The sequence below is a fragment of the Streptomyces inhibens genome (assembly GCF_003389455.1).
In the GTDB taxonomy this organism is placed as follows: domain Bacteria; phylum Actinomycetota; class Actinomycetes; order Streptomycetales; family Streptomycetaceae; genus Streptomyces; species Streptomyces inhibens.
Genome location: NZ_QUAC01000110.1, coordinates 72,097 through 92,259 on the forward strand (window position 1 = coordinate 72,097; position 20,163 = coordinate 92,259).

The following is a 20,163-nucleotide window of genomic DNA, read 5'->3' on the forward strand; positions in this document are numbered from 1 at the left end:
GCGTCAATCCCTCTCAGGGTTGTAAGTCTTGGGGTCTGAAACGGGGGTCCTGGGGCCGGCCGGGGGACTCAACTCATCGCTGAGTCCCCGGACCGGACTCCCGTCAGACCTCTTCGACGCTGCTCGGCTCGCGCCGGGACAGGTCGATGCCGAGCTCCTCCGCAGCGCGGAAGACGTCCTCGTCGGTGTCGCGCATCTCGATGGACATGCCGTCCGAGGACAGCACCTCCACGTTGAGGCACAGGGACTGCATTTCCTTGATGAGCACCTTGAAGGACTCGGGAATGCCGGGCTCGGGGATGTTCTCGCCCTTGACGATGGCCTCGTAGACCTTCACGCGGCCGGTCACGTCGTCGGACTTGATGGTCAGCAGCTCCTGGAGGGCGTATGCGGCGCCGTAAGCCTCCAGCGCCCACACCTCCATCTCGCCGAATCGCTGGCCACCGAACTGAGCCTTACCACCCAGCGGCTGCTGGGTGATCATCGAGTACGGACCGGTCGAACGCGCGTGCAGCTTGTCGTCGACCAGGTGGTGCAGCTTGAGGATGTACATGTACCCGATCGAGATCGGGTCCGGGAACGGCTCACCGGAGCGGCCGTCGAACAGCCGCGCCTTGCCGGAGCCCTTGACCATGCGCTCGCCGTCGCGGTTCGGGATCGTCGACTCGAAGAGACCGGAGATCTCGTCCTCGCGCGCACCGTCGAACACCGGGGTGGCGACGTTGGAACCGGCGGCGACCTCGTCGGCGCCGATGGCGTGGAGACGCTTCTTCCACTCCTCCTCGACACCCTCGACCTTCCAGCCCTGGCTGGCGAGCCAGCCGAGGTGGATCTCCAGGACCTGTCCCGGGTTCATTCGGGACGGGACACCCAGCGGGTTGAGGATGATGTCGACCGGGGTGCCGTCCTCAAGGAACGGCATGTCCTCGACCGGCAGGATCTTCGAGATGACGCCCTTGTTGCCGTGACGGCCGGCGAGCTTGTCACCGTCGGTGATCTTGCGCTTCTGGGCGACGTAGACGCGGACCAGCTGGTTCACGCCCGGGGGCAGCTCGTCGCCCTCTTCACGGTCGAAGACGCGGACGCCGATGACCTTGCCGATCTCACCGTGCGGCACCTTCAGCGAGGTGTCGCGCACCTCGCGCGCCTTCTCACCGAAGATCGCGCGGAGCAGGCGCTCCTCGGGGGTCAGCTCGGTCTCACCCTTGGGCGTGACCTTGCCGACGAGGATGTCGCCGGCGACGACCTCGGCACCGATACGGATGATGCCGCGCTCGTCGAGGTCGGACAGGACCTCCTCGGAGACGTTCGGGATGTCCCGGGTGATCTCCTCGGGGCCGAGCTTGGTGTCACGGGCGTCGACCTCGTGCTCCTCGATGTGGATCGAGGAGAGGACGTCGTCCTGCACGAGGCGCTGCGACAGGATGATCGCGTCCTCGTAGTTGTGACCCTCCCACGGCATGAACGCCACGAGCAGGTTCTTGCCGAGGGCCATCTCGCCCTCTTCGGTGGACGGACCGTCGGCGAGGACCTGGCCCTCGATGACGCGCGCGCCCTCGTCCACGACGACCTTCTGGTTGAAGGAGGTGCCCTGGTTGGAGCGGGTGAACTTGGCGACGCGGTACGTGGTGTACGTGCCGTCGTCGTTGGCGACGGTGATGTAGTCCGCGGAGACCTCCTGGACCACACCGTCCTTCTCCGCCTTGATGACGTCACCGGCGTCGACCGCACAGCGGTACTCCATGCCGGTGCCGACCAGCGGGGACTCCGCCTTGATCAGCGGAACGGCCTGGCGCATCATGTTCGATCCCATGAGCGCGCGGTTGGCGTCGTCGTGCTCGAGGAACGGGATCATGGCGGTCGCGGCCGACACCATCTGGCGCGGCGAGACGTCCATGAAGTCGACCTCGTCGGCGGGGACCAGGTCGACCTCGCCGCCACGGCGGCGGACCAGCACACGCTGCTCGGAGAACCGCATGTCGTCGGAGAGCTTCGCGTTGGCCTGGGCGATCAGGAAGCGGTCCTCCTCATCAGCGGTGAGGTAGTCCACCTCCTCGGTGACCTGGCCGTCGACGACCTTGCGGTACGGCGTCTCGATGAAGCCGAAGACGTTGACGCGACCGTAGGAGGCCAGCGAACCGATCAGACCGATGTTGGGACCTTCAGGGGTCTCAATCGGGCACATACGGCCGTAGTGCGAGGGGTGCACGTCACGGACGTCCAGGCCGGCCCGCTCACGGGAGAGACCACCCGGGCCAAGCGCCGACAGACGACGCTTGTGGGTCAGACCCGACAGCGGGTTGGTCTGGTCCATGAACTGGGACAGCTGGCTGGTGCCGAAGAACTCCTTGATGGAGGCGACGACCGGCCGGATGTTGATCAGGGTCTGCGGCGTGATCGCCTCGACGTCCTGGGTGGTCATGCGCTCACGCACGACGCGCTCCATACGAGCCAGACCCGTACGGACCTGGTTCTGGATGAGCTCGCCGACGTTGCGCAGACGACGGTTGCCGAAGTGGTCGATGTCGTCGGTCTCGACGACGATCGACCGGCCGGACTCGCCGATCGTCTCGGTCTCGCCCGCGTGCAGCTTGACCAGGTACTTGATCGTCGCGATGACGTCGTCGGTGGTCAGCACACCGGCGTCGAGCGGCTCGTCGCCACCGAGCTTCTTGTTGACCTTGTAGCGGCCGACCTTCGCGAGGTCGTAGCGCTTGGGGTTGAAGTAGAGGTTCTCCAGCAGCGTCTGCGCGGCCTCACGGGTCGGCGGCTCGCCCGGACGCAGCTTGCGGTAGATGTCGAGCAGTGCGTCGTCCTGGCCCTGGGTGTGGTCCTTCTCCAGGGTGGCGCGCATCGACTCGTACTCGCCGAACTCCTCGAGGATCTGCTCGGTGGTCCAACCGAGAGCCTTGAGCAGGACGGTCACGGACTGCTTGCGCTTGCGGTCGATGCGCACACCGACCATGTCGCGCTTGTCGATCTCCATCTCCAGCCAGGCACCCCGGGAGGGGATGATCTTGGCGGAGAAGATGTCCTTGTCGGACGTCTTGTCGATGGAGCTGTCGAAGTAGACGCCCGGCGAGCGGACCAGCTGCGAGACGACGACACGCTCGGTGCCGTTGATGCAGAAGGTGCCCTTGTTGGTCATGAGCGGGAAGTCGCCCATGAAGACCGTCTGGGACTTGATCTCGCCGGTCTCGTTGTTGGTGAACTCGGCGGTGACGAAGAGCGGAGCCGCGTACGTGAAGTCGCGCTCCTTGCACTCGTCGATGGAGTTCTTCGGGGGCTCGAAGCGGTGGTCGCGGAACGTCAGCGACATCGACCCGGAGAAGTCTTCGATCGGGGAGATCTCTTCGAAGATCTCTTCGAGACCGGACTTGGTGGGGACTTCCTGCCCACTCTCCAGCGCAGCCTCGACGCGACCCTTCCATGCGGCATTGCCGAGCAGCCAGTCGAAGCTTTCGGTCTGCAGCGCAAGGAGGTTCGGAACCCCGAGGGGCTCCTTGATCTTCGCAAAAGAGATGCGCAGCGGGGCGGTGCTGTCGCCGTTGTTCGTATTGGCAGTCGAGGCGTTGCGCGAGGCGGCCAAGAGGGGGTCCTTCCGAGGGCTCGGACTCACTACGCGCGTACCGGTCCCGAATCGAGCAGACTGAGGAAAAGCCCAGGTCAGGGCGGATCATCCAGCTATGCTCGGGCTCGGATATGCCCCTGGTGACGGGCAGGGAGCAGCTAACAGGCAGCGCAAAGGGTCAGTGTAGCCACTTGGCACACTGATGTCCAGAGCGAGTTTCCGGAGACCGGTTCAGCACCGTGATACCGATCTTCTCCCTCCGGGAGGTCGCGCCCCCCGTGCCGGAGGAAGCCCTCGTTGTTCTTCTCAATGCCCTGCGCCTGCCGAAAGCCCTGCGCCAGTGGCGCACACCGATGCTTCCCTCTTCGTCGGCGATCCATGCCTCGAACCCTGGATCGCTTCTGCGTCGCGTCCCGAGAATTGCGCGCCGCGTCCGGTTCGTCAAGGCCCCCCACCTCAGGGAGATCGTCACATGGGGGCAGGTCCGGGCAACGAAGATCACCATACTCGCACTCCGGCCCGAGGCAATGCAGCCGTGGCGAGCACGCCGAAGGGCGACCACCCGCATGGGTGATCGCCCTTGGCTGTCGTCCGTTACGCCTCAGGCGCTCAGGACGTGAGTCAGAGACTCAGTGGGGTCACTTGACCTCGACGGAGGCGCCGGCGCCCTTGAGGGCCTCGGCAGCCTTCTCCGCGGCGGCCTTGTCGACCTTCTCGACGACAGCCTTCGGGGTGCCGTCGACGAGGTCCTTGGCCTCCTTCAGGCCCAGGGAGGTCAGCTCACGCACGACCTTGATGACCTGGATCTTCTTGTCGCCGGCACCGGTGAGGATGACGTCGAACTCGTCCTGCTCCTCAACCTCGGCGGCCGGGGCACCCGGGGCACCGGCAACGGCAACGGCGGCCGGGGCGGCGGCGGTGACGTCGAACTTGTCCTCGAACGCCTTCACGAACTCGGAGAGCTCGATGAGGGTCATCTCCTCGAACTGCGCGAGCAGGTCTTCCTGGCTGAGCTTCGCCATGATGGGCGATCCTTCCACTAAATCGGCTGGTGCCGGGATGTACATGTCGGCGGGCGTACGTTTGGCCCGCGTGACCGTCGCCTCAGGCGGAGGTCAATGTGCGAGCCGAATTACTCGGCACCGCCCTGCTCGGCCTGCTTGGCACGAAGCGCCTCCGCGGTGCGGACGAACTTCGAGGGAAGCGCCTGGAAGAGCGCGGCAGCCTGGGACTGCTTGCCCTTCATGGCGCCCGCCAGCTTGGCGAGCAGAACCTCGCGGGACTCGAGGTCCGCAAGCTTCTTGATCTCGTCGGCGGACAGGCCCTTACCGTCAAGGACACCGCCCTTGATGACGAGAGCGGGGTTCTCCTTGGCGAAGTCACGAAGACCCTTCGCCGCCTCGACCGGGTCACCGGTAACGAAGGCGACGGCCGTCGAGCCACTGAGGTGCTCGTCCAGCACGGAGATCCCGGCCTCCTGGGCCGCGATCTTGGTCAGCGTGTTCTTCACCACACGGTACTGAGCGTTCTCGCCGAGAGAACGACGCAGCTCCTTGAGCTGCGCCACAGTCAGTCCGGTGTAAGACGTCACAACAGCTGCGTTGGAGTCGCGGAGCTTCCCCGCGATCTCAGCAACTGCTGCGTTCTTTTCAGACGTCGCCATGAGCCTCGGCCTCCTTCCGGGTGATGAGGACCGCGCAGAAGGGGCTGGGCAAAACAAACGCCCCGGCGCAGGCGCACGGGGCGTGACTCAACCGGATGGAATCCGGGAGCTCAACCTCATTCACCTGCGCAGGCCGTCCGCAGCTAGCGGATCCTTCGGCCACCACACGCCCGAGAGACGGACGCGCAGAGACAACCAGCGGTCTTTGGCTTCTCGGATAAGGTACGGGAGAGGCCTGCGTCAGGCAAATCGGCCGACAGAGGGCGCCGGTTGCGCCCCCTGCCCGCCGTTCACTGCAAGAGTCTGCTGCTGCCGGAGCGTGTCGCTACTGGCCGATCTTGTCGAAGTCCACGGTCTCGCCGGCCGGCGGCACCTCGACCGAGACCTTGGTGCCGTAGTCCGAGTAGTACACCGTGGAGTCGTACGGGGCGCTCGCGCTGTCGGTCCGCTCGCGCTTCTTGACCAGCAGGTTGTCCGAGCCGATCCACAGATCGATGGTCTCGGTCTTCGTGCCGGCCACCTCCATCTGCTTCTGGAGGGCGTTCAGGTCCGCCTCGCTGAGGCTCTTGGACTGCATACGGGTCAGCTCGGACACCGAGAGGGTGCCGGTGTAGTGGGTCGCCTGGACGCCGCGGACGTCCTCCTTGCCGGCTTCCTTGACCTTGCCCGAGGCGATCAGCAGCTGCATCGCGCGGTTCGGGTTGTTGTTCTGCATCTGGTCCTTGAGCAGCGCGCCCGCCGGACCCATCTTCTTCGCCAGGGCGTCGTAGTCGTACTTCACCCAGTTCTTGCCGCCCATGGGCAGACCGGCCGCGCCCATGTTCAAGAACATCGCGGTGGGCGTGTACAGCGCCTTCATGGGCTTGCCGGCCACCGGGGACTGCCCGCCGGACTGGGTGATGTCGACGTTCATCTGCATGCCCTGCGACCAGTCCATCGCGCCCTTGAGCGTCTGGGTGGCGGGGCCGTTCTTGACCGTGCCGTCGACCTTCGCGGACTTCTTGCCGTCCGTCTGCTCCGCGGCGGTCTTCAGCGAGGCCAGCGCCGCCTGCAGAGGAGACTGCTTCTCCCCCGAGCCGCCGCCGCTGCTGCCGGCACCGTTGTCGCTCTTGGCGCCGTTACAGGCGGTGAGACCGGCCATCATGACAACTCCCGCCACGACGGCGGCTATACGCGTGCTACGCACTTGAGGCTCCCCCTTTAGTTCTCCCTTATGGACCTCGGGGGTGACTGTAGTGCAGGACGCCGACACGGAACGCGTCAGGCCCCGTTCTCCTCGCGGGAGAACGGGGCCTGACGGCAGCTACGCGCTACGAGGCGTCGATCAGGGAGATCAGACGGCCTCGTCCTCGACGAGGAGGTTGCGGGTGCGGTTGGCGTCCAGCGGGATGCCAGGGCCCATCGTGGTGCTGATGGTGGCCTTCTTGATGTAGCGGCCCTTGGCGGCGGACGGCTTGAGGCGGTTGATCTCCTCGAGCGCCGCGGCGTAGTTCTCCACCAGCTTGGTCTCGTCGAAGGAGACCTTGCCGATGATGAAGTGGAGGTTCGCGTGCTTGTCCACGCGGAACTCGATCTTGCCACCCTTGATCTCGGTGACAGCCTTGGCGACATCGGGGGTGACGGTGCCGGTCTTCGGGTTCGGCATCAGACCACGGGGACCGAGCACGCGGCCGAGGCGGCCGACCTTGCCCATGAGGTCCGGGGTGGCGACGACGGCGTCGAAGTCCAGACGGCCCTTGGAGACCTCGTCGATCAGTTCGTCCGAGCCGACGATGTCGGCGCCGGCGGCTTCCGCGGCCGCAGCACGGTCACCGGTCGCGAAGACCAGGACCCGGGCGGTCTTACCGGTGCCGTGCGGGAGGTTCACGGTGCCACGGACCATCTGGTCGGCCTTGCGCGGGTCGACACCCAGACGCATGGCAACCTCGACGGTCGCGTCGAACTTGGTCGGGGAGGTGTCCTTGGCGAGACGGACGGCCTCGAGCGGGGCGTACTGACGCTCCCGGTCGATCTTCGCGTCCGCGTTGCGAAGAGTCTTGCTGCGCTTCACTTCTGCTCCTGATGCAGTGGGATGGAGTCGTGGTGCGGACCAGCGCCTGGTCCTGCCACGTGGTGCCTGAGGGGCTGAGATCAGCCCTCGACCGTGATGCCCATGGAACGGGCGGTGCCGGCGATGATCTTCGACGCGGCGTCCAGGTCGTTGGCGTTCAGGTCGGGCATCTTGGTGGTGGCGATCTCGCGGACCTGCGCCTCGGTGATCTTGGCGACCTTGGTCTTGTGCGGCTCGCCGGAGCCCTTCTCCACGCCCGCGGCCTTCAGGATGAGCTTCGCGGCCGGCGGAGTCTTGGTGACGAAGGTGAAGGAACGGTCTTCGTAGACCGTGATCTCCACCGGCACGACCATGCCACGCTGCGACTCGGTCGCGGCGTTGTAGGCCTTGCAGAACTCCATGATGTTGACGCCGTGCTGGCCCAGCGCGGGGCCGACCGGCGGAGCCGGGTTTGCGGCGCCGGCGCTGATCTGGAGCTTGATAAGCCCCGTGACCTTCTTCTTCTTGGGAGGCATGCTCTCTCCGGGTCCTAGTGAGAGGTGTTTCGCCCCGCAATCCGGTCATCCGGATGGAGGCATACCGCACAACGATAACGGGTATAGTCGCGCGGCCAAAAACCGAGCAGGTCAGACTGGCTCTGGGAGCCCGTCTGACCTGGTCGGTGGCTGGTGGTCCGGAAGAACCTAGTTCTTCTGGATCTGGTCGAAGCTGAGCTCGACCGGGGTCTCGCGGCCGAAGATCTCGACGAGGCCCTTGACCTTCTTCGAGTCGGCGTTGATCTCGTTGATCGTGGCCTGCAGCGTCGCGAACGGACCGTCGGTGACGGTGACGGAGTCGCCCACCTCGAAGTCCAGCACCTGGACCTCGACCTTGCGGGACGGCGCCGGCCTGCCCTCGGCCGCGGCGGCCTCCTTGGCGGCCTTCTCCTCGGCCTCCGGGGCGAGCATCTTGACGATCTCGTCCAGCGTCAGCGGGTAGGGGTCGTAGGCGTTGCCGACGAAGCCGGTGACACCCGGAGTGTTACGGACGACACCCCAGGACTCGTTCGTCAGGTCCATACGCACCAGCACATAGCCCGGGAGCTTGTTCTGGCGGATGGTCTTGCGCTCGCCGTTCTTGATCTGGGCGACCTCTTCCTGCGGCACCTCGGCCTGGAAGATGAAGTCCTCGACGTTCAGCGAAACGGCGCGCTGCTCAAGGTTGGTCTTCACGCGGTTCTCGTAACCCGCGTAGGTGTGGATGACGTACCACTCGCCGGGGAGACCACGCAGCTCGTCGCGGAGGGCGGTCACCGGGTCGACCGGCTCCTGCTCCTCGTCCTCGTCGGCCTCGGCAGTGGCCTCGGCCTCCTCTTCGGCGTGCTCCTCGGCCTCTTCGGCGGGTTCACCGGCGGCGGCGTCCTCGGCGTCGAGCTCGTCGGCGTCGAGCTCATCGACATCGTCGGCGTCCTCGACGACGTCGCGCACGCCCTCTTCGTCAATGGATGCAGCGTCGCCCTCGACCTCGGCCGAGGCAGCCGCGTCAACGTCGGCCGCTGCCGTCTCGGCGGAGTCGGCGGCGTCGTTCAGGTTCGGGTCAGACACGGTGGCTGCTTCTTCCTGGCTTCAAGGGGTTGAACATGCGAAATGGGCGCCCGCTGAGGCGCCCTCCGCGGGATCAGCCGAAGACGTACCCGACGACTCGGTTGATTCCCAAGTCAATCACGGTTACGAGACCGATGATGATGACAACGAAGACGATCACCACACTGGTGTACGTCGACAGCTGGCTACGCGATGGCCAGACGACCTTGCGGAGCTCCGCCACGACCTGGCGGTAGAAAAGCGCGAGACGCGCGAAGGGGCCCTTCTTGCCGCGCTTGCCGCCGCGACGGGGCTTCTTCTGGGACTCCGCGGTTTCGTCCTCGGAACGACCGCGCTCAGGCATGTCGATGGAGCCCAGGGCGTCCGTCACTCGTCCTCACCTGAATCCGGGTCGTGGCCGTGCCGCGCCCGGTTGAGCCGCACGGCGGTGCATTTCATACGTACGCGTGCACGCACTGTGGTGGAGAGTGCGTGTAGCAGGGCCGGAGGGACTTGAACCCCCAACCGCTGGTTTTGGAGACCAGTGCTCTACCAATTGAGCTACGACCCTTTGTGGTTCCCCCAACCTACCGCATGCGGCCGACTGCACTAAGTGCGTGCGGCGCGGCGACCTGTTAGGAGCCAACGGTCAGCGAGTGTACGTGGTTCAGAGCCGGGCGTCGAACAGGATCCTTCCGAGTGGTGCCCGCAAACCCCTGTGCCGGGCTCGTGAGGGGTCTGCAACGATGCATGTATGAGCGCTGCTACCCCTTCCGCAACGTCCCCCACCGACCGCCGGGTCTCGGCCCGCGTCGGTTCGATCTCCGAGTCCGCGACCCTCGCCGTCGACGCCAAGGCGAAGGCCCTCAAGGCCGCCGGACGCCCGGTGATCGGCTTCGGCGCCGGTGAGCCCGACTTCCCCACGCCCGACTACATCGTCGAGGCGGCGATCGAGGCCTGCCGCAACCCGAAGTACCACCGCTACACCCCTGCCGGCGGCCTCCCCGAGCTGAAGACCGCGATCGTCGCGAAGACGCTGCGCGACTCCGGCTACGAGATCGAGGCCGCGAACGTGCTGGTGACGAACGGCGGCAAGCAGGCCATTTACGAGGCGTTCGCAGCCATCCTCGACCCGGGTGACGAGGTCATCGTCCCGGCGCCGTACTGGACCACCTACCCCGAGTCGATCCGGCTCGCGGGCGGCGTGCCGGTCGATGTGATCGCGGACGAGACCACCGGCTACCGCGTGAGCGTCGAGCAGCTGGAGGCGGCCCGTACGGACCGCACCAAGGTGCTGCTGTTCGTCTCGCCGTCGAACCCGACCGGCGCGGTCTACACCCGCGAGCAGGTCGAGGCGGTCGGCCGCTGGGCCGCCGAGCACGGTCTGTGGGTGCTGACCGACGAGATCTACGAGCATCTGGTCTACGGCGACGCCGAGTTCTCGTCACTGCCGGTGGTCGTGCCCGAGCTGCGTGACAAGTGCATCGTCGTCAACGGCGTGGCGAAGACGTACGCGATGACCGGCTGGCGGGTGGGCTGGGCGATCGGCCCCAAGGACGTCATCAAGGCGGCCGCGAACCTCCAGTCGCACGCCACGTCCAACGTCTCCAACGTCGCGCAGGCCGCGGCCATCGCGGCGGTCTCCGGCGACCTCACGGCCGTCGAGGAGATGAAGGTCTCCTTCGACCGGCGCCGTAAGACCATCGTGCGGATGCTCAACGAGATCGACGGTGTGCTGTGCCCGGAGCCGGAGGGCGCGTTCTACGCGTACCCGTCGGTGAAGGAGCTCCTGGGCAAGGAGATCCGCGGCAAGCGCCCGCAGACCAGCGTCGAGCTGGCCGAGCTGATCCTGGAGGAGGCGGAGGTCGCCGTCGTCCCGGGCGAGGCCTTCGGCACCCCCGGCTACCTGCGGCTTTCGTACGCGCTGGGCGACGAGGACCTGGTCGAGGGCGTGTCCCGGCTCCAGAAGCTGCTGGCCGAGGCCAAGTAGGACTCCAGCCACGGACCGATTGCGAACGGGCCCTGATGTTCCGGGGCCCGTTCGCACGTTCTCCCGGACACCCCTTCGGGAAAGGCCCTACCGGCGCGCCGGTGGATGCGGCAAGATCTTGGGATGGAGAGCACTCGTGCCCGCGGCGGAGCCGCCATCCGAGACCTGCGCCGATTGCCGAAGGCCCACCTTCACCTGCATTTCACCGGTTCGATGCGGGCCACGACGCTGCTGGATCTTGCCGACAAGCACGGCGTCCATCTGCCGGAGGTGCTCCGGAGCGGTGAGCCGCCCCAGCTGAGAGCCACCGACGAGCGCGGCTGGTTCCGCTTCCAGCGGCTGTACGACATCGCACGGTCGTGTCTGCGCAGTCCCGAGGACATCCAGCGGCTGGTGCGCGAGGCCGCCGAGGAGGACGTCCGCGACGGGTCGCGCTGGCTGGAGATCCAGGTCGACCCGACCTCGTACGCACCGCGGCTGGGCGGTCTGATCCCGGCTCTGGAGATCATTCTGGACGCGGTCGACCGCGCCTCCCGCGACACCGGCCTGGGTATCCGCGTCCTGGTCGCCGCGAACCGCATGAAGCACCCGCTGGACGCCCGGACGCTGGCACGGCTGGCGGTGCGCTACGCCGACCGGGGCGTGGTCGGCTTCGGGCTGTCCAACGACGAACGCCGGGGTTTCGCCCGGGACTTCGACCGTGCCTTCGCCATCGCACGGGAGGGCGGTCTGCTGGCGGCGCCGCACGGCGGTGAGCTGTCGGGGCCGGCCAGCGTGCGGGACTGCCTGGACGATCTGCATGCCGGCCGCGTGGGGCACGGCGTACGGGCGGCGGAGGATCCCGCGCTGCTGCGCCGGCTGGCCTCGCGCGGGGTGACCTGCGAGGTGTGCCCGACGTCGAACGTGGCGCTGGGCGTCTACGAGAAGCCGGAGGATGTGCCGCTGCGGACGCTCTTCGAGGCGGGCGTGCCGATGGCGCTGGGCGCGGACGACCCGCTGCTGTTCGGTGCGCGGCTGGCCGCGCAGTACGAGATCGCCCGCACCGCGCACGGCTTCACCGACACCGAACTGGCCGAACTGGCCCGGCAGTCGGTCCGCGGCTCCCGCGCCCCGCAGGACGAGCAGCAGCGGCTGCTGACGGAGATCGACGCCTGGCTGGCGACGTAGCGCCTGCCAGGAGCCCTCCAGGGCGTGTCCCTAGAGGCTGACGCCGACCGTCACGGGTTCGTTGACGAGCGTGACGCCGAAGGCTTCCCGTACGCCGTCGCGGACCTCGCGGGCGAGTGCGAGCAGGTCCTCGGTGGTGGCCGCGCCGCGGTTGGTGAGGGCGAGCGTGTGCTTGGTGGAGATACGGGCCGGGCCCGCGCCGTAGCCCTTCGTGAAGCCGGCCCGGTCGATGAGCCAGGCCGCGGAGGTCTTCACCAGGCCGTCGCCGGCCGGGAAGGCGGGTGGTGCGACGTCGGGGCCGAGGCGGTCCTGGACGCGGCTCAGGAACGCGGCGTGCTCGGCCTCGGTGAGGATCGGGTTGGTGAAGAAGGAGCCGGCCGACCAGGTGTCGTGGTCCGCGTCGTCCAGCACCATGCCCTTGCCGGCGCGCAGGGCCAGGACGGTCTCCCTGGCGATGGCGGCCGGGACCCGGTCACCGGCCTCGACGCCGAGGGCGCGGGCCGTCTCGGGGTACTTCAGGGGCGCGGAGAGGCCACCGGCGTCCTCCAGGGCGAAGCGCACCCGCAGCACCACGAACCGGTCGGGGTGCTGCTTGAAACGGCTGTGGCGGTAGGAGAAGCCGCACTCCTCGCCCGGGATCGTGACGGTCTCGCCGGCCCGGCGGTCGTAGGCGACGACCTCGGTGATCGTGGTGGAGACCTCCTGGCCGTACGCGCCCACGTTCTGGATCGGGGTGGCGCCCGCCGAGCCGGGGATACCGGCCAGGCACTCGATGCCGGCCAGTCCCGCCTCGACCGTGCGGGCGACCGCGTCGGACCAGTTCTCGCCCGCGGCGAGCGTGAGGGTCGTGCCCTCAAGCGCGAAACCGCGGATGGCGAGGCGCAGGGCCGTGCCCTCGAAGCCCTTGTCGCCGATGACGAGATTGCTGCCGCCGCCGATGATCAGCAGCGGGGTCCCGGCCTCGTCGGCGGCGCGGACGGCGGCGATCACCTCGTCGTCCGTGGTGGCCGTGACGAGGCGGGTCGCCGGGCCGCCGAGGCGGAAGGTGGTCAGCGGGGCGAGGGGGGCGTCATGGAGTTCCTGCACGCGCCCAAGGGTACGGGGGCGGTCCGACAGCCCTCGGCCGGCCGCCCCTGCCGTACCGGTTCAGGCCAGGCGGACCACGGCGCGGGACATGCCCAGCACCTTCTGGCCTGCGCTCATCGCGACGAGGTCGACCCGGACCGTACGGTCGTCGTCGTCCAGCTTGGCCGCGACCTTGGCGCTGACCTCGATCAGCGCGCCGGTCTCGTCATTGGGGACGACGACGGGCTTGGTGAAGCGCACGCCGTACTCGGCGACCGCGCCCGGGTCGCCGGCCCAGTCGGTGACCACACGGATCGCCGAGGCCATGGTGAACATGCCGTGGGCGATGACGTCCGGCAGTCCGACCTCCTTGGCGAACTTCTCGTTCCAGTGGATGGGGTTGAAGTCGCCGGAGGCGCCCGCGTACTGGACGAGCGTGGCGCGGCTCACGGGGAAGGTCTGCGCCGGGAGTTCGGTGCCGACCTCGACCTCGTCGTAAGAGATCTTCGCGGTCATCTCAGGCCTCCTCGGCGCGACGGGACACCAGCTTGGTGAAGGCGGTCACGACGTGTTCGCCCGCCTCGTCGTGCACCTCGCCGCGGATATCGATGATGTCGTTGCCGGCCATGGTCTTGACCGCCTCGATGGTGGAGGTGACGCTCAGCCGGTCGCCGGCGCGCACCGGCCGGGTGTAGGCGAACTTCTGGTCGCCGTGCACCACCCGGCTGTAATCCAGGCCCAGTTGCGGGTCCTCGATGACCTGCCCGGCGGCCTTGAAAGTGATCGCGAACACAAAGGTCGGCGGCGCGATCACATCGGAGTGACCGAGCGCCTTGGCCGCTTCGGCGTCCGTGTAGGCCGGGTTGGTGTCACCGATGGCCTCGGCGAATTCGCGGATCTTTTCCCGGCCGACCTCGTACGGGTCGGTGGGCGGGTACGTGCGTCCGACAAAAGACTGGTCGAGCGCCATGGGCTCGCAACCTCCGTGTACTGATGGTGATAACGCCGCGAGGCCGCCCCCAGAAAAGGGGACGGCCTCACGGACGAGCCTGTGTTATCGCGTTTCGCGGTGCGCGGTGTGCGAGTTGCAACGAGGGCAGTGCTTCTTCATCTCAAGACGGTCCGGGTCGTTACGCCGGTTCTTCTTGGTGATGTAGTTCCGCTCCTTGCACTCCACGCAGGCCAGCGTGATCTTCGGGCGGACGTCGGTGGCAGCCACGTGAGTGCTCCTTGGACGGACTAATGGACGGATGAACGCATAAAAGAGTAGCCGATCGAAGGACCGACCCCACAATCGGCTACTGTCAGTAGCGGTGACCGGACTTGAACCGGTGACACAGCGATTATGAGCCGCTTGCTCTACCGACTGAGCTACACCGCTGTGATGCGAGGGGACCCCGCCCGAAGGCGGGAACCTCACACATCAGAGCCCCAATACGGAATCGAACCGTAGACCTTCTCCTTACCATGGAGACGCTCTGCCGACTGAGCTATTGGGGCGAGCGATGAAGACATTACACGGCCCGCCGCCAAACGTGAAATCCGTATCCGGGTCGCGCCCCAACGGCCCCGCGCACCACACCGGTACGACTATTTCGCGCCTGCGCGAAGCTCTCCCGGCAGCCCCCTACGCTCGGACCACCGCTGCGTGATCTTGCACGCCGTGCCTTCGAGGAGCGCGATGTCCGACAGCAGTTCGCCGCAGCCGCAGCCGCAGCCGAATAAGCCCGGCGGCACCGGCCGGTACACCCGGTCGGACAGCGGCGCGCTGGTCCTGTGCGGCGCCCGGCTGGCCGACGGCCGCACCGTGGACGTACGGCTCGGCGGCGGACGCATCGAGGCCGTGGGGACGGCCGGCAGCCTCGCCCCGCAGGGCGCCCGCGTCGACCTCGCCGGCTATCTCCTGCTCCCCGCCCCCGCCGAGCCGCATGCGCACTGCGACACCGCCCTGACGGCGGACTCCGACGGCCCCGCCTCCGGCTCCCCCGAGGACGTCCAGCGGCGGACGACCGAGGCCGCGCTGCTGCAACTGGGGCACGGCGCCACCGCCTCCCGCAGCCACGTCAGGATCGGCGACGTACAGGGGCTGCGCTCGCTGGAGGCGGTGTTGCAGGCCCGCAGGTCGCTGCGCGGGCTGGCCGACCTGGCGGCGGTCGCGGTGCCGCGGGTGCTGACCGGGGTGGCCGGTGCGGACGGGCTGGCGATGCTGCGGGACGCGATGAAGATGGGCGCCTCGGTCATCGGCGGCTGCCCTGACCTGGACCCCGATCCGGCCGGGTATGTCGAGACGGTGCTGGAGCTGGCCGGCGAGCACGGCTGCCCGGTGGATCTGCACACCGACGGTGACGATCCGGCGCGGCTGGCGCGGTTCGCGGCGATGTCCGGCGGACTGCGGCCGGGCGTCGCCCTCGGGCCGTGCGCCGGGATGGCGCGGATGCCCCGCAGCGTGGCGGCACGGGTCGCCGAGCAGCTGGCGGCCGCCGATGTCGCCGTCGTCTGTCTGCCGCAGGGCGACTGCACGGGCCTGGAGCGGTACGGCTCTCGGGTGTCGCGGCCGGCTCCCGTACGGCTGCTGCGGGCGGCCGGGGTGCGGGTGGCGGCCGGCAGCGGGGCGCTGCGGGACGTGGCCAACCCGGTGGGGCGCGGCGACCCGTTGGAGGCCGCGTACCTCCTGGCGTCCCTGGGCGAGGCCACACCGGAGGCGGCGTACGAGACGGTGAGCTCGGCGGCCCGGGCGACGCTGGGCCTGCCGGAGGTACGCGTCGAGGCGGGCTTCCCCGCGGAGCTGCTGGCCGTGCGCGGCGAGCGGATCGCCGGGGTGCTCTCACTCGCCTACAGCCGGATCGTGATCCACCGGGGGCGGGTGGTCGCCCGCACCAGCGCGGTGCGCGAGTACTGCGACTCGGCGGCGGAGGTCGCGCTGGAACTGCCGCGGCAGTCGCAGCGCTAGGCCGGACCCGCCCTGGGCGCGTCCTGGGCCGCGGCGGCGACAAGGCGACCCTCGCCCGGCCGGTCCCGCGACCCGCCGGGTCCCTTCGGCGTACGGTCGGGATCATGCGCATTGTCATCGCAGGTGGACATGGTCAGATCGCGCTGCGGCTGGAGCGGTTGCTCGCCAAGCGCGGGGACGAGGTCGCGGGCATCATCCGCCGGCCGGAACAGGCCGGCGATCTGCTGGCCGCGGGCGCCGAGCCGGTGGTCTGCGACCTGGAGTCGGCGTCGGTGGAGGACGTCGCCCGGCACATGGAGGGCGCCGACGCAGCCGTCTTCGCGGCGGGCGCGGGACCGGGCAGCGGCATCGAACGCAAGGACACGGTGGACCGCGGCGCGGCGGCGCTCTTCGCGGACGCGGCCGAGGCTGCGGGCGTACGGCGCTTCCTCGTCGTCTCCTCCATGGGCGCGGACCGCGAGCCCCCCGAGGGCACCGACCCGGTCTTCGCGGCGTACCTGCGGGCGAAGGGCGCCGCGGACGACGACGTACGGGCCCGCGCCGGCCTGGACTGGACGATCCTGCGCCCGGGCCGGCTGACGGACGACCCCGGAACGGGCCTGGCGACCCTGGCCGATGCGACCGGCCGCGGCTCGGTACCCCGCGACGATGTGGCGGCCGTCCTGCTGGAGCTGCTCGACGAACCGGGCACCATCGGCCGGACGCTGGAACTGATCAGCGGGGATGTGCCGGTGGGGGATGCGGTGCGGGCGGTGGCGGCGCACTGAGGGGCAGGGAACACGAAAGAGGCCCCTGAACCGTATTTCTACAGTTCAGGGGCCTCTTCACACCTGTGGCGGCGCCAGGATTCGAACCTGGGAAGGCGAAGCCGGCAGATTTACAGTCTGCTCCCTTTGGCCGCTCGGGCACACCGCCAGGGTTTGTTGTCGGGAGACCCGCTTGGGGGCGGTGCTCCGTGGCAACGACGTAAACCATACCCGATGGCTGGGGGTGGTTCGCCACTCGATTCGGGAGCGCTGGATCTTGGCCGGGTGGCTAGGCTTGGCTGGCGGTCCGGGATGGGCCGCGCCCCTGACGGATCTACGTACGAGGAGCCAACTCAACATGGCCGACTCCAGTTTCGACATCGTCTCGAAGGTAGAGCGGCAGGAGGTCGACAACGCCCTCAACCAGGCCGCCAAGGAGATCTCGCAGCGCTACGACTTCAAGGGCGTGGGCGCGTCGATCGAGTGGTCGGGCGAGAAGATCGAGATGCGGGCCAACGCCGAAGAGCGGGCCAAGGCCGTGCTCGACATCTTCCAGTCCAAGCTGGTCAAGCGCGGGATCTCGCTGAAGGCGCTGGACGCCGGCGAGCCGCAGGCGTCGGGCAAGGACTACAAGATCATCGCCTCGATCGAGGAGGGGATCTCGCAGGACAACGCGAAGAAGGTCGCCAAGATCATCCGCGACGAGGGCCCGAAGGGCGTCAAGGCGCAGGTGCAGGGTGACGAGCTGCGGGTCAGCTCGAAGAGCCGGGACGATCTGCAGGCGGTCCAGCAGCTGCTGAAGGGCAAGGACCTGGACTTCGCCATCCAGTTCGTGAACTACCGGTAGGAGCCCGGCTTTCGGGTGCCACGGGATGGGGCGGTGCGCTTCGGCGTGCCGCCCCACCGGCGTTGTACGGGGACGCTTGACCTCAACTGCGGTTGAGATCACAGGGTTGCGGCATGACTTCATCCGATGACGCCGCGCAGAGCAGCCGTGGTGCCGACGCCGGCGCCGGGTTTCTTGTTGATGTGTTTCCCGAGATCCGGCGGCCGGACGCCGGCGCCGTACTGATCAGCGAGTGGGACGCGGGCAGCCCCGAGGGGCAGCGGGCCGTCCTGGACGGTGTCGCCCGCGCCTGGGAGCGGACGCCGCTGCCGGCGGGCCTTCTGTCGCGGGTGCTGTTCGCCGGAACGGACGGGCGCAGTGTGCTCCATTACGCGCAGTGGACGAGCGATGCGGCGCACCGGGAGTTCGTACGGACCGAGGACACCGGGCTGCGCGAGCGGATCGCGGCGGCGCCGGCGGGCGTCGGGGACGTCGGCAATTCCGGTCCCACCCGGTTCCGGCTGTACCGCAGCATGCTGCCCCAGGGGGAGCCGAGGACGCCGGGCTGCGTCGTACGCGTCGCCTTCCGGACGACGGGGCACGAAGCGGCCCGGGAGCTCGTCGACGGCCTGCTGGACATGCTCGGCGAGCGGCAGGGGGGCCAGGGCGGGATCGCCTCGCACTTCCACCTCAGCGAGGACGGCACCCAGGTCGTCAACTACAGCGAGTGGACGGATCCGGAGTCGCACGAGCGGGAGGTCGGCGCCAAACTGCAGCGCGGTGGGCAGGTGATGGCCTTCATCGAGAGCCTGCCGGGGGTCGAACCGCTGGGGTTCCGGCGCTATGTGGCCCCTCGGGGGCTCGTACGGGCCTGAGTTGGCGGTGCGTACGGGCCTGAGGGGCCGGGAGCGTCGACGAGTGTGCCGGCAGGTCGCGCGGTCAGCGCGTCGCGAAGGGCTGGTCCGTGGGGACGATGTCGCGGCCGAGGGGCATCAGGGAGATCGGGATCATCTTGAAGTTGGCGATGCCGAAGGGGATGCCGATGATCGTCACGCACAGGGCGATGCCGGTGATGATGTGGCCCAGGGTCAGCCACCAGCCCGCGAAGATGATCCAGATGACATTGCCGATCGCCGAGCCGACGCCGGCGTCATGGCGCTGGACGGTCGTACGGCCGAAGGGCCACAGGGCGTAGCCGGCGATCCGGAAGGACGCGATGCCGAACGGGATGGTGATGATCAGGATGCAGCAGATGATGCCCGCTATGACATAGCCGATCGCCAGCCAGAGGCCGCTGAGGACCAGCCAGAGGACGTTGAGGATGAACTTCATGATCAGCAGCCTTCCACGGGCACGGCCAAGAACGTATCTGCTGTGCTAGACGCACTGGGCCCGGTGAATCGTTGCACTCATGATGCGACGGGCCCGGCCCGGCGGCCACCGTTGCCGGCGGGCCTGGCGGCTTCAGGGGCGGTGGTGGCCCGCCATCTGTTCGAGGCGGGTGATGCGTTCGCGCATCGGGGGGTGGGTGGAGAACATCCGGGACATGCCCTCGCCGGCCCGGAAGGGGTTGGCGATCATCATGTGGCTGGCGGTTTCCAGGCGCGGCTCGGGCGGGAGCGGGAGCTGTTGGGTGCCGGCTTCGAGCTTGCGCAGGGCGGAGGCCAGGGCCAGTGGGTCGCCGGTGAGCTGGGCGCCCGAGGCGTCGGCCTGGTACTCGCGGGAGCGGCTGACGGCCAGCTGGATCAGTGACGCGGCGATGGGGCCGAGGATCATGATCAGGAGCATGCCGAGGATGCCGGGGCCCTCGTCGTCGTCCGAGCGGCCTATGGGAATCAGCCAGGCGAAGTTGACGAGGAACATCACGACGGAGGCCAGCGCGCCCGCGACGGAGGAGATGAGGATGTCGCGGTTGTAGACGTGGCTGAGTTCATGGCCGATGACGCCGCGCAGTTCGCGTTCGTCGAGGAGCTGGAGGATGCCGTCGGTGCAGCAGACCGCGGCGTTGCGGGGGTTGCGGCCGGTGGCGAAGGCGTTGGGCGCCTGGGTCGGGGAGATGTACAGGCGCGGCATGGGCTGGCGGGCCGCCGTGGAGAGCTCGCGGACCATCCGGTAGAGCTGTGGCGCCTCGAACTCGCTGACGGGGCGCGCCCGCATGGCCCGCAGCGCCAGCTTGTCGCTGTTCCAGTAGGCGTAGGCGTTGGTGCCCAGGGCGACGACGACGGCGATGATCAGGCCCGTACGGCCGAACAGGCTGCCGATGACGATGATGAGTGCGGACAGTCCCCCGAGGAGTACGGCGGTCCTGAGCCCGTTGTGCCGGCGGTGCACGGTACGCCCTCCAGGTGGTGCGGCAGGGGAACCCTGTACTTCGTTCTCCACTCTCCAGTGGACCCTTACGCACTGGTCAACGCCAGATGAGGGGGGCTGGTTCCCTTGTGCACGAGCGGCGGCGCCGGGTGGGGCTTCGGGGCGCGGCCGGAGGGGTGTGCCGCCATACGGGTGGGACGCTGCCCGTTGGGGCCCGTATGGGGCCGGTTGGGTGTTCAAGTCCCCTACGGGGCCCGGCGGTC

The 20,163-nt window shown here is 68.3% G+C and carries 20 protein-coding genes and 4 tRNA genes; 6 read left to right on the plus strand and 18 right to left on the minus strand.

All coding sequences use genetic code 11. The annotated features are described in order from the left end of the window. Positions 1 to 103: 103 nt before the first annotated feature. The 9 genes from rpoB to DY245_RS14180 all read right to left on the minus strand — a co-directional run bounded on the left by rpoB (position 104) and on the right by DY245_RS14180 (position 9,417). Entirely contained in the window at positions 104 to 3,589 is a 3,486-nt protein-coding gene (gene rpoB, locus DY245_RS14135; protein ID WP_128507219.1) for a DNA-directed RNA polymerase subunit beta, read from the minus strand. Between the two features lie 620 nt (positions 3,590 to 4,209). After that, positions 4,210 to 4,593: a 50S ribosomal protein L7/L12 gene (rplL, locus tag DY245_RS14145; protein WP_128507221.1), complete on the minus strand. Its 384-nt coding sequence runs from the start codon at positions 4,591 to 4,593 to the stop codon at positions 4,210 to 4,212. Between the two features lie 110 nt (positions 4,594 to 4,703). Next, positions 4,704 to 5,234, minus strand: a complete 531-nt coding sequence (rplJ, locus tag DY245_RS14150) for a 50S ribosomal protein L10 (protein WP_128507223.1) — start codon at positions 5,232 to 5,234, stop codon at positions 4,704 to 4,706. A 325-nt stretch (positions 5,235 to 5,559) separates the two neighbouring features. Next, positions 5,560 to 6,420, minus strand: a complete 861-nt coding sequence (locus DY245_RS14155) for an SCO4651 family lipoprotein (protein WP_342354190.1) — start codon at positions 6,418 to 6,420, stop codon at positions 5,560 to 5,562. A gap of 147 nt (positions 6,421 to 6,567) precedes the next feature. Beyond that, positions 6,568 to 7,284: a 50S ribosomal protein L1 gene (rplA, locus tag DY245_RS14160; RefSeq protein ID WP_128507225.1), complete on the minus strand. Its 717-nt coding sequence runs from the start codon at positions 7,282 to 7,284 to the stop codon at positions 6,568 to 6,570. Between the two features lie 80 nt (positions 7,285 to 7,364). Next, positions 7,365 to 7,799: a 50S ribosomal protein L11 gene (gene rplK / locus DY245_RS14165; protein ID WP_128507227.1), complete on the minus strand. Its 435-nt coding sequence runs from the start codon at positions 7,797 to 7,799 to the stop codon at positions 7,365 to 7,367. A gap of 168 nt (positions 7,800 to 7,967) precedes the next feature. Beyond that, on the minus strand, positions 7,968 to 8,867 hold the full coding sequence (nusG, locus tag DY245_RS14170) for a transcription termination/antitermination protein NusG (RefSeq protein ID WP_128507229.1): 900 nt from the start codon (positions 8,865 to 8,867) through the stop codon (positions 7,968 to 7,970). Between the two features lie 73 nt (positions 8,868 to 8,940). Next, complete coding sequence (gene secE / locus DY245_RS14175; RefSeq protein ID WP_128507231.1) at positions 8,941 to 9,237, minus strand: preprotein translocase subunit SecE; 297 nt, start codon at positions 9,235 to 9,237, stop codon at positions 8,941 to 8,943. A 107-nt stretch (positions 9,238 to 9,344) separates the two neighbouring features. Further along, positions 9,345 to 9,417: transfer RNA gene (locus DY245_RS14180), tRNA-Trp, on the minus strand. Positions 9,418 to 9,600: 183 nt separating this feature from the next. Here DY245_RS14180 and DY245_RS14185 point away from each other — a divergent pair. Next, positions 9,601 to 10,836, plus strand: a complete 1,236-nt coding sequence (locus DY245_RS14185; protein ID WP_128507233.1) for a pyridoxal phosphate-dependent aminotransferase — start codon at positions 9,601 to 9,603, stop codon at positions 10,834 to 10,836. Positions 10,837 to 10,941: 105 nt separating this feature from the next. After that, a complete protein-coding gene (locus DY245_RS14190; RefSeq protein ID WP_425329382.1) occupies positions 10,942 to 12,003 on the plus strand; it encodes an adenosine deaminase in 1,062 nt (353 codons plus the stop codon). A 30-nt stretch (positions 12,004 to 12,033) separates the two neighbouring features. Here the strand turns inward: DY245_RS14190 and DY245_RS14195 are convergent, their stop codons facing one another. The 6 genes from DY245_RS14195 to DY245_RS14220 form a co-directional block, all read right to left on the minus strand. Then, complete coding sequence (locus tag DY245_RS14195) at positions 12,034 to 13,089, minus strand: UDP-N-acetylmuramate dehydrogenase (protein WP_128507237.1); 1,056 nt, start codon at positions 13,087 to 13,089, stop codon at positions 12,034 to 12,036. 60 nt (positions 13,090 to 13,149) lie between these two features. Beyond that, positions 13,150 to 13,584 (minus strand): MaoC family dehydratase, encoded by a 435-nt coding sequence (locus DY245_RS14200; RefSeq protein WP_128507239.1) that lies wholly within the window; start codon positions 13,582 to 13,584, stop codon positions 13,150 to 13,152. 1 nt (position 13,585) lies between these two features. Beyond that, the gene (locus tag DY245_RS14205; RefSeq protein ID WP_128507241.1) at positions 13,586 to 14,038 is read right to left on the minus strand and encodes a MaoC family dehydratase N-terminal domain-containing protein; all 453 of its coding nucleotides are present in this window, start codon (positions 14,036 to 14,038) and stop codon (positions 13,586 to 13,588) included. Positions 14,039 to 14,122: 84 nt separating this feature from the next. After that, on the minus strand, positions 14,123 to 14,287 hold the full coding sequence (rpmG, locus tag DY245_RS14210) for a 50S ribosomal protein L33 (protein ID WP_006604855.1): 165 nt from the start codon (positions 14,285 to 14,287) through the stop codon (positions 14,123 to 14,125). A gap of 89 nt (positions 14,288 to 14,376) precedes the next feature. Next, positions 14,377 to 14,449 (minus strand) — tRNA-Met (locus tag DY245_RS14215). A 46-nt stretch (positions 14,450 to 14,495) separates the two neighbouring features. After that, positions 14,496 to 14,568 (minus strand) — tRNA-Thr (locus tag DY245_RS14220). Positions 14,569 to 14,749: 181 nt separating this feature from the next. Here DY245_RS14220 and DY245_RS14225 point away from each other — a divergent pair. Both DY245_RS14225 and DY245_RS14230 read left to right on the plus strand, forming a co-directional pair. Then, the gene (locus tag DY245_RS14225; RefSeq protein WP_128507245.1) at positions 14,750 to 16,018 is read left to right on the plus strand and encodes an amidohydrolase family protein; all 1,269 of its coding nucleotides are present in this window, start codon (positions 14,750 to 14,752) and stop codon (positions 16,016 to 16,018) included. Between the two features lie 104 nt (positions 16,019 to 16,122). Then, complete coding sequence (locus tag DY245_RS14230) at positions 16,123 to 16,785, plus strand: NAD(P)H-binding protein (protein ID WP_128507247.1); 663 nt, start codon at positions 16,123 to 16,125, stop codon at positions 16,783 to 16,785. A gap of 66 nt (positions 16,786 to 16,851) precedes the next feature. Here DY245_RS14230 and DY245_RS14235 read toward each other — a convergent pair. Further along, a tRNA-Tyr gene (locus DY245_RS14235) sits at positions 16,852 to 16,933 on the minus strand. A 189-nt stretch (positions 16,934 to 17,122) separates the two neighbouring features. Between DY245_RS14235 and DY245_RS14240 the strand changes: the two genes are divergently transcribed. Together DY245_RS14240 and DY245_RS14245 are read left to right on the plus strand one after the other, a co-directional pair. Then, complete coding sequence (locus DY245_RS14240; protein WP_128507249.1) at positions 17,123 to 17,611, plus strand: YajQ family cyclic di-GMP-binding protein; 489 nt, start codon at positions 17,123 to 17,125, stop codon at positions 17,609 to 17,611. Between the two features lie 113 nt (positions 17,612 to 17,724). Continuing rightward, on the plus strand, positions 17,725 to 18,465 hold the full coding sequence (locus tag DY245_RS14245; RefSeq protein ID WP_128507251.1) for an antibiotic biosynthesis monooxygenase: 741 nt from the start codon (positions 17,725 to 17,727) through the stop codon (positions 18,463 to 18,465). A gap of 64 nt (positions 18,466 to 18,529) precedes the next feature. Here DY245_RS14245 and DY245_RS14250 read toward each other — a convergent pair whose 3' ends face one another. Both DY245_RS14250 and htpX read right to left on the minus strand, forming a co-directional pair. After that, a complete protein-coding gene (locus DY245_RS14250; RefSeq protein WP_128507253.1) occupies positions 18,530 to 18,922 on the minus strand; it encodes a YccF domain-containing protein in 393 nt (130 codons plus the stop codon). Between the two features lie 132 nt (positions 18,923 to 19,054). Then, positions 19,055 to 19,921 carry a zinc metalloprotease HtpX gene (htpX, locus tag DY245_RS14255; RefSeq protein WP_128507255.1) on the minus strand — a complete coding sequence of 289 codons (867 nt, stop codon included), beginning with the start codon at positions 19,919 to 19,921 and terminating at the stop codon, positions 19,055 to 19,057. Positions 19,922 to 20,163 lie beyond the last annotated feature (242 nt).

Bases quoted from the DNA above. Each gene is read 5' to 3' on its own strand.
- rplL (WP_128507221.1), bottom strand. From the start codon at position 4,593: ATGGCGAAGCTCAGCCAGGAAGACCTGCTCGCGCAGTTCGAGGAGATG.
- rplJ (WP_128507223.1), bottom strand. From the start codon at position 5,234: ATGGCGACGTCTGAAAAGAACGCAGCAGTTGCTGAGATCGCGGGGAAG.
- rplK (WP_128507227.1), bottom strand. From the start codon at position 7,799: ATGCCTCCCAAGAAGAAGAAGGTCACGGGGCTTATCAAGCTCCAGATC.
- DY245_RS14185 (WP_128507233.1), top strand. From the start codon at position 9,601: ATGAGCGCTGCTACCCCTTCCGCAACGTCCCCCACCGACCGCCGGGTC.
- DY245_RS14190 (WP_425329382.1), top strand. From the start codon at position 10,942: ATGCGGCAAGATCTTGGGATGGAGAGCACTCGTGCCCGCGGCGGAGCC.
- DY245_RS14200 (WP_128507239.1), bottom strand. From the start codon at position 13,584: ATGACCGCGAAGATCTCTTACGACGAGGTCGAGGTCGGCACCGAACTC.
- DY245_RS14205 (WP_128507241.1), bottom strand. From the start codon at position 14,038: ATGGCGCTCGACCAGTCTTTTGTCGGACGCACGTACCCGCCCACCGAC.
- DY245_RS14225 (WP_128507245.1), top strand. From the start codon at position 14,750: ATGTCCGACAGCAGTTCGCCGCAGCCGCAGCCGCAGCCGAATAAGCCC.
- DY245_RS14230 (WP_128507247.1), top strand. From the start codon at position 16,123: ATGCGCATTGTCATCGCAGGTGGACATGGTCAGATCGCGCTGCGGCTG.
- DY245_RS14240 (WP_128507249.1), top strand. From the start codon at position 17,123: ATGGCCGACTCCAGTTTCGACATCGTCTCGAAGGTAGAGCGGCAGGAG.
- DY245_RS14245 (WP_128507251.1), top strand. From the start codon at position 17,725: ATGACTTCATCCGATGACGCCGCGCAGAGCAGCCGTGGTGCCGACGCC.
- DY245_RS14250 (WP_128507253.1), bottom strand. From the start codon at position 18,922: ATGAAGTTCATCCTCAACGTCCTCTGGCTGGTCCTCAGCGGCCTCTGG.